Genomic DNA, 12,260 nt, shown 5'->3' with positions numbered 1-12,260 from the left:
ATGGGGCCCAGCGCGCTGACAGTTTCCTCGACGATGGGACCGGGTTCTGCCCTTTGCGGCTTGGCGTCTTTGCGTGAGACCTGCAGTTTTCCCGTCCTGAGTGTTCACGCAAAGCCGCAAAGTCGCCAAGAAGAAGATGAAGCAATAGGACCGGAAGGCGTGGGGCCCAGCGCGCTGGCAGTTTCCTCGACGATTGGCGCCCGGTTCTGCCCTTTGCGGCTTGGCGTCTTTGCGTGAGACCTGCAGTTTTCCCGTCCAGAGAGCTCACGCAAAGCCGCCAAGCCGCCAAGAAGAAAATGAAGAAATAGGACCGGAAGGCGTGGGGCCCAGCGCGCTGACAGTTTCCTCGACGATTGGCGCCGGGTTCTGACCTTTGCGGCTTGGCGTCTTTGCGTGAGACCTGCAGTTTTCCCGTCCTGAGTGTTCACGCAAAGCCGCAAAGTCGCCAAGAAGAAGACGAAGAAATAGGACCGGAAGGCGTGGGGCCCAGCACGCTGACAGTTTCCTCCACGATTGGCGCCGGGTTCTGCCCTTTGCGGCTTGGCGTCTTTGCGTGAGACCTGCAGCATCTCCGTCCAGAGTGCTCACGCAAAGCCGCCAAGCCGCCAAGAAGAAAATGAAGAAATAGGACCGGAAGGAGTGGGGGCGACACGCTGCCAGTTTCATCCACGATTGGTCCGGGTGCTGCCCTTTGCGGCTTGGCGTCTTTGCGTGAGACCTGCAGTTTCCCGTCGAGAGTGTTCACGCAAAGGCGCAAGGCGAAGAGAGGGGATAGAACGCGGGGTGAATCGTTGCGTCCGGCGCTCCATGCGGTTAAAAATCGTCTGGCCGGCTTCGGTTGCCAGTGACATCAACTTGGCCGAACGGTGTAGCATATCCCGCATTGATGGGGGCAATGGAATCGCAAGCTGGAAGTTTACGCCACGAACCGCTTCGAGGAATATTATTTTGTTGTTGATTCGGGATCATGCCGTCGGACTGTTTATTGCCGCGATGATGTTCTTCAGTTTGCATGCGGCTGCGCAAGTGCCGGGTTATCCGGAGGGTGTCCGTGAAGTTCACTATCGATCCGACGGTGACGGTTCGATGCAACCGACGTTGATCTGGTTTCCAAAATCGGACGAACCGGTGCCGCTGCTCGTGGCGTTGCACACGTGGTCGAGCGACTATCGTCAAACCGGCGGTGAGGTTCAGTACGCGGAGTGGTGTCGGCAAGCAGGCTGGGCCTTCATTCACCCCAATTTTCGCGGAATCAACAAGACGCCCGAAGCGATGGGGTCGGATCTGGTCGTTGCCGATATCCGCAGCGCCGTCGACTTTGCCAAGTCCGAAACGTCCATCGACGGGAATCGAATCTACTGCATCGGTGTTTCCGGTGGCGGGCACGCATCGATGTTGATGGCGGCACGTGAGCCGGAATTGTGGGCCGGGGTGTCGGCCTGGTGTGGCATCTCGGACATTGCCGCATGGCATCACCAGTGCAAGGGAACGTCATTCGATCGCTATGCCACCATGATCGAGTCGGTACTGGGGGGCGCGCCGGATGCCTCGACGGAACTTCGCGACGCCGCCTGGCATCGTTCCCCGCTGAACTGGATCGCCCAGGCGGATCGGCTTCCTCCGTTGGATCTCAATCATGGCATCAACGACGGGCGGGCGGGCAGCGTCCCGTTCACGCACTCGATGCTGGCGTTTAATGCCGCCGTTGGGGCGTCAACGGCGTTGAACGTCGATGCGATCGACAAGCTGTACCAAACGCGCAGGGTGCCGGAGGAGTTGCAGCAGATCAACGCAGCGAGGCCGGATTCGTTGTATGGCAACCATGTCCCGATTTTTCGCCGAACCGTAGGGACGAGCCGACTGACCCTTTTCGACGGTGGTCACGAAATCGTTCACGAAGCGGCACTCAACTGGCTGGCCGCCCAAGCGAAGGGGCGGCCGGTGAACTGGAAACCGAATCGATTGATTCCGTTCACCGTTCAACCCGATGACGAGCAAAGCGGAAAGTAAATAATGCGCCCCTGGATCCTCTCGGAAATCAACTACGGCTTTGTCAAAGACTGTGATTATCAAGTCGCCGTGCTACCGACCGGGGCGACCGAGCCCCATAATCTTCACTTGCCTTACGGGACCGATACGTTCCAAGCCGAAGCGATCGGCAGTCGCGCCTGCGAAGCGGCCTGGGATCGCGGCGCTCGCGTGGTGATGTTGCCGCCGATTCCATACGGCACCGAAACGAATCAGGTAAAGTTTCCTCTGTCGATGAATCTGAACCCGAGCACGTTGGGCATCATCATCCGAGATCTCGCCGAGTCGCTGACCCATTGTGGCATTCGGAAACTCTTGATTCTGAACAGCCATGGAGGAAACGACTTCAAGCCGCTGCTACGGGAGATGCACAACCAGACTCCGTGCCGATTGTTTTTGTGCGATTGGTTTCGAGGGATCTCGGCCGATGTGCAGCGAGAGATTTTCGAAGATGCGGGAGACCACGCCGGTGAAATGGAAACCTCACTCGGGCTGGCGTATTTTTCGGAGTTTGTCGATGTTGATGCGGAAGGCAAGATCACTGCCGACGATGGGGCGGTAAACAAAACACGATTTGACGCCGTCAATCAGGGCTGGGTTTCCATCACGCGTCCCTGGCACTTGCTGACACGCCAATCGGGATCCGGAAATCCACACCCCGCCACGGCCGAAAAAGGACGCCAGCTGATGGATGTGCTTGTGGAGCGATTGTCGACGTTTCTCGTTGAACTTGCCGAGAGTGACGTGGACGAGCAATTTCCTTTTTGACAACTGCTTGTTCTCACCATGCCGAAACTTGATGAACGCCTGAAAGCGGTCGCGGTGCAGATTCGCAGTCGCGTGCATGCCGACATCGGCTCCGACCACGGGCATCTACTCAAAGCGTTGTTGACGTCGGGACGGATCGAACGTGGGATCGCAATCGAAGTGAATCAACGCCCCTTCGAAAACTCGCGGTCGACGCTGAGTGGACTGGCCGCCGACGTCAGGCTCGCCGATGGGTTGGAAGGGCTGTCGCCGGGCGAAGCGGACAGTTTGAGCATCTGCGGAATGGGCGGGGAATTGATGACTCGAATTCTGGAGACCCATCCCGGCCGTGTTCCCGCGGACGTGGTGCTGCAACCCCATCGGCGCCCCGATGCCGTCCGACGCTGGGCCTTACAAAGCGGGTTTCATCTGGTCGAAGAGCAACTTGTCGTTGGGCGTCAGCGGTACGTGGTGATGCGGTTCCGGCTGGATCGGTCAACCGCCGAGTCGGCCAACGATCCGGCCTACGACGCGGTGGATCGCGAAGCGGCGTTGCTGTTCGGGCCGCTGCTGATCAAACGCTGGGAAACCCGATTTCGAGACATTCTGGTTGAGGAATACCAATACTTGATGCGTTTGGATCAACGGACGGACGATTCTGCGCAGCGACTCAGCGCGCTCTCAAAGCTGCTGGACCGCAACGGTCTTCCCTGATGGCGACAGCGTGGCCCCCGGGTGGACCATTTTCCGGCAAAGGTCGAGTCATGCCGGTTGCAACGATTGAATCGATTTGCGCTGCAATACTCGATCTATCGCCCGAGACGGTCGATCCATTGATCACGGCTCGATCGACTGCTGATCGTTGACACCGCACTGGAGCAACCGATGACGCAACCACAACGACAGCCAAAGACATCACAATGGATGAATTTACTGGTCGTGATGATGGTGTCGGCTGGTTGCAAGTCCCCCCTGCCTTGCTGTGATCCAACCTTGGTTTCGCGTGAGATGTCGTGGCGGGCGGGTGCCGGAGTTGAAACGCTGCCGCCCGGACAGGAGCACATTCCCGAAAGTGTCGATCTGCAAGACGGCCTCAGTGAAGATGAAGCGGTCGCGACAGCTTTGACGAACAATTCTGCCTTTCAAGCAACGCTCACGCAGTTGGGAATGGCCCACGGCGATGCGGTCGGGGCGAATTTAATCGCCAACCCGCAACTGTTGATCTACTTTCCGACCGGGGCAAAGGAAGGCCAATACACGCTGTTTGCGCCGATCGAATCGTATCTGCTGCGTCCGGCACGAGTGAAGGTAGCCAACCGCGAGTACCGACGGATCGGTGACCAACTGGTTCAAAATGGTTTGGATCTGGCACGCGATGTTCGCGTCGCCTATGTCGATTTTGCTCTGGCGCATCAGCAGGCTGAGCTGGCGGGCGAAGCGTTGGAGCTTCGCCAGGGTATTGAGCAGCTGACCGAAAAGCGACTTGAGAACGGCGAGATCAGTGAGTTGGAAACGATCGCCGCCCGTGTGGACCGACTCAACGCCAAGGCATCGACCGGGGTCCAGCGGCAGAACGTCTCCATCGCCGAAGCCGCGCTCACACGTTTGATCGGTGTGAATGATCCGCCGGCACCGTTGATTCCGTTGCCGCTCGATGCCCCCTCGATCGTCTCCGTGGACGAGGCGGAGCTGATCGGGCAGGCCTTGGCGTGTCGCCCCGACTACCAAGCCGCGCGCTGGTCCGTCGCTGCCGCTAGCCAGCGCAGCCGTCTTTCGCGCTGGCTGTTTCTCCGTTTCGACGGTGTACTGGATGTCCGAGACGGTCCGGGATACACGGGAACCGGAGCTGGATTGAGGGCTGACCTTCCGATCTTCAATCGAAATCAAGGCGGGATCATCCGAGCCGATTGGGAAGTCCATGCCGCGTTGCACACCCGTGACGCGATTCGAGACCAGATTATCGCCGACGTCCGCATTGCGAGGCGGCAATGGAATCAGGCTCAGCAGAACCTGCGGATTCTAGAAAACGAGGTTCAGCCGGCCTTGGTCGATGCGTTGGAGATCGCTCAAAAAGGATTCGCCGACGGCGGCACCGACTATCTGCTGGTGCTTCAGACCACCACACAGTACCTGGACGCCAAAGCGAGGATTCTGGATCAGAAAGCAGCCTCCGCTCGCGCGTTGGCAGAACTGGAACGAAGCGTCGGCTGCCATCTTTCCGCCGGTGTCGTCGACGTTGACCGACTGACATCGAACACGCAGATCGACGGACTGGGGGAGGAACCGATCTCCCCCGTCCCACCGATCAACCGACCGGAATCTGCCGGCGATCTCAGCCCACTCGGGTTTGCGTCGCTGTTGAGAGACGAGAATCTGTTGGAATCTGACAACGGAGCGTCTCGGCGGCGCGACCGCGACTAGAATGTCCGACACAGCGCTTCGTAAACATCTCCAGTGATGAGCTTCCAGGCTCGTCGAGTCCTACATGACAGGCTGGAAGCCGATTCCACATGACCCAACCGAGACGCCTTGGTGACACCGTTCGATTTGCCGCCGGCGGTGTGATGATCGTTTCGTTGATGGGTTTGGGATGCACCAAGACGTCTGAAAAGTCCAAAGCGGAATCGATCCAACCGGCCAAGGTAGAGAAACTTCCCGTCGAGACGGACTTGTCACGAATCACGTTGACCGAAGACGCCGAGCGTCGCCTGGGAATCACGACGGCCTCTGTCGTCGAGCGAGCCGTGTCGCGTCGTCGTACCTTCGGCGGACAAGCAACCGTCCCCGCCGGCAAATCGATCCTTGTCTCGACACCGATCGCCGGTGTCGTTGCCCAAACCGATGCGTCGGGGATTCCCACGCCGGGGACCGACGTGAAAGCCGGCCAGGCATTGCTCTCGTTGATGCCCCTGCTGTCGGTCGAGCGTGATGTGCCGACGCCGGCCGAACAGGTTCAATTGGCCGGGACACGCGCCAACTTGATGGCCGCGCAAACGGTTGCCGCCGGTGACGTTGAACGCGGCATGGCCGAGGTCGAAGCTGCCAAAATCGCATTGGATCGCGCCAAGCAGTTGTTTGCCGATCGAGCCGGCGCGCGGCGCGGTGTCGATGATGCGGAGGCCACATTAAACATCGCTCAATCGACGCTGGACGCGGCCAAAGAAAGGAACGCTCAGCTCACAAAACTTCTCGGCATGCTGGACGTTCCGTCGTCCGAAGAGGAACCGACACCGCTTTCGATCACCACACCGATCGGTGGACTGGTCAACCAGATGAACGTCAGCGTGGGGCAAACGGTGGCCGCCGGCGCGACACTGTTTGAAGTCGTGAATTTCGACACGCTCTGGATTCGGGTTCCCGTGTTTGTTGATCTTCTTTCCGCGGTTCAGACCAGCGAACCGGCGCGGCTGGTTTCTCTTTCGGGAGATGACCTGTCGGCGGTGCCGGCGATTCCGGTCGCGGCGCCTCCCACAGCCGACGCGACGTCGTCGTCCGCCGATCTGTATTACCAGGTCGACAATCGCGAGCTGGGCTTGCGGCCCGGACAACGCATCGGCGTGGAAGTTCCGATGTCTGCGAGCGAGCAATCCTTGATCGTGCCGGTGGGTTCGATCCTGTATGACATCTACGGCAACACCTGGGTGTACGCTCGAACCGGCGATCGACAATACGAGCGACGTCGGGTCGCACTCCGATTCGTCGATGGCGAAGACGCGGTGCTGCGGTCCGGGCCAGCGATCGGAACGCCCGTCGTCGTCGATGGCGCCGCAGAACTCTTCGGCACGGAGTTCGGAGCCGGGAAGTGATTCCGGATCGATCATGAACTGGCTGATTCAAACGTCGTTGCAATTCCGCTTGCTGGTTTTGGTGCTGGCCGTGGCGCTGATCGTCGTCGGCGTTCGCACGTCCGACTCGGTTCCGCTGGATGTGTTTCCCGAATTCGCACCGCCGTTGGTTGAAATCCAAACCGAAGCTCCGGGGATTTCCACCGAAGATGTGGAAAGTCTGATTACGGTCCCGATCGAGAACTCGGTCAATGGGATTCCGTTTGTGCAAACGGTGCGTTCAAAATCCGTGCTGGGTCTGTCGAGTGTGCGGCTGATTTTCGAGCCGGGCACCAACCTGTTGACCGCGCGGCAATTGGTCCAAGAGCGACTGGCATTGGTCTCCAATCAGTTGCCGATGACGGCCCGACCGCCGGTGATTTTGCCGCCGCTGTCGTCGCTCAGCCGGTGTTTAAAGATCGGTTTGTGGTCGGACACGCAGTCGCAAATGGACATGACGGTGTTGACCAAGTGGACGATCCGTCCGCGTTTGATGTCGATCGCCGGCGTCGCCAACATCGCCGTCTGGGGCGAGAAAGAGCCGCAACTGCAGGTCGTTGTCGATCCCGATCGTTTGCGTGCCAGCGGCGTCACGCTGGACACCGTGATTCAAACCGTTCGCGATGCGACGGCCGTTGGAGCGGGCGGATTTCTTGATACAGCCAACCAGCGGCTTGCGCTGAGACATGTGCCGGCGGTCTACACGCCCGATCAGCTGGGCGAAATCGTCCTCAACACGGGAACGTCGCCCGCCACGCCCCTGCCGGTGGCGGCGACAACCGGGACGCCGATCAGTCGCCGCTCGACCGCTCCGTTGCGAATCAGGGATGTCGCCGAGGTGACCTATGATTACGAGCCACCGATCGGAGACGCGATCATCAACAGCCGACCGGGGTTGTTGTTGATCGTCGAGAAACAACCCTGGGCAAACACATTGGACGTGACCCGAAACGTCGAGCGTGCGATGGAGGAGCTGAAGCCGGCAATGGGAGCGGTCGAATATGACACGACCGTCTTTCGTCCGGCGACCTTCATCGAACGGGCAATCAACAATCTCGGCAAGTCGATGTTGCTGGGTTGTGTGTTGGTCATGATCGTGTTGCTGTTGTTTTTGTTCGATTGGCGGTGCGCCTTGATCAGCGCCACCGCGATTCCACTTTCGTTGTTAGCCGCCGTGTTGGTGCTGTACTATCGCGGCGGGACGATCAACACGATGGTGCTGGCCGGACTGGTGATCGCACTCGGTGAAGTCGTCGACGATGCGATCATCGATGTCGAGAACATCATCCGGCGGTTGCGTCTGAACAACAAACTCGAACGGCCCCACAGCGCCTTCCGAGTCGTTTTAGAGGCCTCTTTGGAGGTTCGCAGTGCGGTGGTCTACGCAACCGTGATCGTGATCTTGGCGTTTCTACCGGTCTTTTTCCTGACGGGATTGGCGGGAGCGTTCTTTCGTCCCTTGGCCGCCGCCTACATCCTGGCGATTCTCGCTTCGTTGTTCGTCGCACTGACCGTCACGCCGGCGATGTCGTTGGTTTTGCTACCCAAATCGTCTACGAAGCGATCGATCGACGGGCCGCTGGTTCGGTCGTTGAAGCGAGCGTATCGAACGATCCTCGGCACAACGATTCGATTTAAATGGGGGACATTGCTGTTGACGACCGTGGCCTTCGTGGCGTTGTTGTCGACGATTCCGCGTTTGGGTGAGCAGCTGATGCCCAAATTCCGCGAGACGGACTTTCTGATGCACTGGGTTGAAAAGCCGGGCATCGGGATCGACGCGATGGATCGCATCACGTTACGCGCCAGCGAGGAGCTGATGGCGGTCGATGGGGTTCGCAATTTCGGTTCCCATATCGGTCGAGCGACGGTTGCCGACGAAGTGGTCGGTCCGAACTTCACGGAGCTTTGGATCAGCATCGACGACGATCAAGACTATGACAGCACCGTCGCGGAGGTGCAGACGATCGTCGACGGATACCCGGGTCTGTATCGCGATTTGTTGACGTACCTGACCGAACGCATCAAAGAAGTGCTGACCGGCACGAGTGCCTCGATCGTCGTCCGTGTCTATGGCCCCGACATGGATCAACTTCGCAACACCGCTGCGGAGATTGAATCGGTCATCAAACCGATCGAAGGTGTGACGACGTTGAAAGTCGAACCGCAAGTCCTTGTACCGCAAATCGCCATCGACTTGCGCGTCGACGCCGCAGCGGAGTTCGGCCTGACGCCCGGGCGGTTGATGCAAAGCGTCACCACGCTGGTCAATGGCATGCGGGTCGGTGAAATGTATCGAGATCAGGCCATCTTTCCCGTCATGGTTCGCGGTGCGAAGCCATTGCGGACCGATTTGGCGACCCTGGGTGAGCTGATGATCGATACTCCCTCGGGCGCCCAGGTGCCGCTGGCAAGTGTTGCCACGGTGACGATTGTCCCGGCGCCCAACGCGATCAATCGCGAAAACGCGTCACGTCGACTCGATGTCACGTGCAACGTGGAAGGCCGCGACCTGGGATCGGTCGCGAAGGCGATCGAGTCGGCGGTGCTCGATCAAGTCGAGTTCAAGTCGGGCTATCATCCCGAGTTTTTAGGCGAATATGCCGAAGCCAAGGCGTCGCGCGAACGCCTGCTGCTGCTTTCCTTGGGATCGATCTTTGCCATTACCGTCATCTTGTACATCGATTTTGGCAACTGGCGCACCGTGTCACTGATCCTGTTTTCGCTTCCGGTTGCGATCGCAGCGGGGTTGTTGGGCGTGTTCGCCGGAGGCGGCATCATCTCCCTCGGTTCCTTGGTCGGCTTTGTGACGGTGCTTGGGATTGCCGCCCGCAACGCCATCATGCTGATCAGCCATTACCGCCACCTGGCCGCTGAAGTTCCCGATCTAAGCCCAGGGCAGTTGGTGCTGCGTGGGGCCGAAGAACGGCTGGCACCGATTCTGATGACCGCACTGACGACGGGACTGGCCTTGGTGCCATTGGTTCTGGCCGGCGAGCTTCCGGGGCAAGAAATCGAATACCCCATGGCCCTGGTGATCTTGACCGGGCTGGTCGGCGCGACGACGGTCAATTTGCTGGTCTTGCCGGTGCTTTACGGATTGATTGTGTTGCCACGACAGCCAGGGACAGACGACAAGTAAGTCGGCATTGCTTAAAAACTAATGGCTTCGTAGAATGCGTTTTTATCAGTCAACCTCGGTCACGGATGTCGCCGATGAAGCCAATCAGTCCAGCGGATGTGAGCCTGCGATTCTCTAGGCCCGTCGGGTGGTCGCGTGGACTGACCGTACTCGAATTGCTCGTGACGCTGGCGGTGATTGGCATTCTCGCGGGACTGGTGCTGCCGGCGGTGGGTAGCGTTCGAGAATCCGCGCGGCGCGTTCAGTGCGTCGACCACCTGCGCGAAACCGGGCTGGCGCTGCACAGTCACCACCACTCCCAACGCAGCCTCCCCGCCGGTTGGACCTTCGATCCACAATCGGAATCGGCGTACGGTTGGGCCGTTCCGATTCTTCCGTTTTTGGGCCAGCCGGCGCTTGCCGACCGGATTGAAATCGAACGTTCGGTCGCCAATGAACGTCATGGAGCTGTTCGTCACACCTCGCTGGAGGTCCTGCTCTGTCCGTCCGATATTGCCGAACCGGTGTTCACGTTGTTTGCCGAGGAGGAGGATTCTGAAGGATTGCATTCGCGCGACGATGGCGACTCGGGTGTGGTGCCCGCTGAATTGATCGAGTTACCGACGGCCAACTACGTCGGTGTATTCGGAACATTGGAACCGGACGATGAAATACCGGCGCCGGTCGGCGATGGGACCTTTTTGGAGAATCGGCACACCCGATTTCGTGACTTCACGCGAGGGCTAAGCGTCACCCTTGTGGTCGGCGAACGGACCATGGCTCAAGTGCCGTCGACTTGGTTCGGTGTGGACTTGGCGGGAGAAGACGCGGCGGCGCGGTTAGTCGGTTCAACGCTCGAAGGGATCAACAGTCCCTTGGCCGATGAATGTGATTTTTCAAGTCGTCATCCTGGCGGAGCGAATTTTTTGTGGGGTGACGGGCACGTCAGCTTTGTCACCGAACAGATCGACCTGCGTCTGTACCACGAGTCGGCAAAGTTGCGTCGATGATTGATTGCCCCAGTTTCCCATCCCACCATCCATTCGAATCAGGAATGAATTCATTGTCCCGAACGCAGATCACCAAGTGCGAGGCGGAGGTCATGGACGTCGTCTGGGAGCGCGAACGCGTGACCGTCAGCGACGTCGTCGATGCCATCGATCGCGACTTGGCCTACACGACCGTCATGACGACCTTGCGCATTCTGGAAGAAAAGGGGATTGTCCGTCGCGGTGAAAAAGTGGGTCGCGCCTACACCTATTCTGCGGCCGTGACGCGTGAAGAAGTGCGGCATGGAATGATTCACGAATTGACCGATCGCTTGTTCGGCGGATCCGTTCAATCCTTGGTGCTCAGCTTGCTCAATAGTGACTCGGTTTCCCCGGAAGACATCGCGGCGGTCAAAAAGGCAGCCGCCAAAGCGGAACGCGACCGATGAATGCATCTCAGCTATTCGAAACCGCCGCCAGCCTGCCCCTGCAGGTCCTGGTTGTCGTGCTCAGCATCGTCGTCCTCAGTCGTTTTGTCGACCACGCGGCAACGAATTGTCGGCTATGGACGATCGGATTTGTTGCGATCCTGGGACTGATCGCGGCCGCGTTCTTGCTCCCCCATCTCCGCCTGTTCAACGACGTCAGTCGACTGAGCGAGTCTGCGGCGCGAACCATGTTTGTATTGCAAATTTGGATCATCAAAGCCTTGGTTGTCGTTTGGGCCATTGGATTGACTGTGGTCCTAATCCGGCGTCTCGGTCGCATGATCGTCTTGTCTCAATTCTTCTCCCAGCGATGTCGCGTGATGACGGACGAGGAGATCGCGACGCTACCGCTGGGTGAACAGGACGAATTGCCCAAGCATCTGCGCTGGCTCGTCTCGTTTGAAAAACACGGTCCGTTTTGTTGGCAGTTGCAGCGTCCGACGATCGTATTGCCAAGTTGTCTGTTGCGGGAAGAGGAAGAGGAAGAGGTGTTGCGGCATGTGCTGCTTCACGAATTGGAACACTTGAGGACCAACCATCCGCTTCAGCATTTCTTGCAAGGGACCTGCAACGCGCTGCTCTGGTTTCATCCGGCGATCTGGTGGGCCGCCCGCAACGCCGAGTTGACGCGCGAGTTTCATTGCGATGAAGTCGCCGCGAACGCGGGGAAGACGATCGCAAGCTACTTGAAAACACTGGCCAAGGTTGCCGAGCAGAGTGCCACCGCTCCCACGTGCACGCTCGCGTTTGGTCGCCGCAAAAGCGCCATCGTTCGACGTACCGAACGTTTGGTTTTGCAGGTCGAAACGGTACATGGCCCAGATTCCTCTCATGCTCGCGGTCGAGCATCGCTGGCCATCGGATGCCTCGTTCTTGTCGTGCTGGTCGTGTCGCAACTGTGGTTGCCGGTCAATGTGCTGGCCTCCTCGCGAACACCAGTCTCACCCTGGCCGACCTGGACCGCCAACCTGCTCCATGAGTTTGGCGTTTCGGTGCGTGACTACGAACGATTCGACGCCCGGCACGACCTGAATGATCTGCTGAGCGACCACGAGGACTGATC

Annotated in this window: 9 protein-coding genes; all 9 read left to right on the top strand. The window is 59.0% G+C overall.

Annotated elements, in window-relative coordinates:
• Positions 1 to 951 precede the first annotated feature (951 nt).
• Positions 952 to 2,010: an alpha/beta hydrolase family protein gene (locus TBK1r_RS18450; RefSeq protein ID WP_419581497.1), complete on the top strand. Its 1,059-nt coding sequence runs from the start codon at positions 952 to 954 to the stop codon at positions 2,008 to 2,010.
• Between the two features lie 3 nt (positions 2,011 to 2,013).
• On the top strand, positions 2,014 to 2,796 hold the full coding sequence (locus TBK1r_RS18445; protein WP_419581496.1) for a creatininase family protein: 783 nt from the start codon (positions 2,014 to 2,016) through the stop codon (positions 2,794 to 2,796).
• 18 nt (positions 2,797 to 2,814) lie between these two features.
• Positions 2,815 to 3,489 (top strand): tRNA (adenine(22)-N(1))-methyltransferase, encoded by a 675-nt coding sequence (locus TBK1r_RS18440; protein WP_145213735.1) that lies wholly within the window; start codon positions 2,815 to 2,817, stop codon positions 3,487 to 3,489.
• A gap of 171 nt (positions 3,490 to 3,660) precedes the next feature.
• Complete coding sequence (locus TBK1r_RS18435; RefSeq protein ID WP_145213732.1) at positions 3,661 to 5,196, top strand: TolC family protein; 1,536 nt, start codon at positions 3,661 to 3,663, stop codon at positions 5,194 to 5,196.
• A gap of 89 nt (positions 5,197 to 5,285) precedes the next feature.
• Positions 5,286 to 6,581, top strand: a complete 1,296-nt coding sequence (locus TBK1r_RS18430) for an efflux RND transporter periplasmic adaptor subunit (RefSeq protein WP_145213729.1) — start codon at positions 5,286 to 5,288, stop codon at positions 6,579 to 6,581.
• Between the two features lie 13 nt (positions 6,582 to 6,594).
• The gene (locus TBK1r_RS18425) at positions 6,595 to 9,741 is read left to right on the top strand and encodes an efflux RND transporter permease subunit (protein ID WP_145213727.1); all 3,147 of its coding nucleotides are present in this window, start codon (positions 6,595 to 6,597) and stop codon (positions 9,739 to 9,741) included.
• Between the two features lie 74 nt (positions 9,742 to 9,815).
• Positions 9,816 to 10,730, top strand: a complete 915-nt coding sequence (locus TBK1r_RS18420; RefSeq protein WP_145213723.1) for a DUF1559 domain-containing protein — start codon at positions 9,816 to 9,818, stop codon at positions 10,728 to 10,730.
• 44 nt (positions 10,731 to 10,774) lie between these two features.
• Positions 10,775 to 11,158, top strand: a complete 384-nt coding sequence (locus TBK1r_RS18415; protein ID WP_145213716.1) for a BlaI/MecI/CopY family transcriptional regulator — start codon at positions 10,775 to 10,777, stop codon at positions 11,156 to 11,158.
• Positions 11,155 to 12,258: a M56 family metallopeptidase gene (locus TBK1r_RS18410; RefSeq protein WP_145213713.1), complete on the top strand. Its 1,104-nt coding sequence runs from the start codon at positions 11,155 to 11,157 to the stop codon at positions 12,256 to 12,258. The genes TBK1r_RS18415 and TBK1r_RS18410 overlap by 4 nt, the downstream gene beginning before the upstream one ends.
• The last annotated feature ends 2 nt before the right edge of the window (positions 12,259 to 12,260 follow it).

It is taken from the genome of Stieleria magnilauensis (assembly GCA_007753675.1).
Lineage (GTDB): Bacteria > Planctomycetota > Planctomycetia > Pirellulales > Pirellulaceae > Stieleria > Stieleria magnilauensis.
This window is presented reverse-complemented; position numbering and strand designations above follow the sequence as displayed.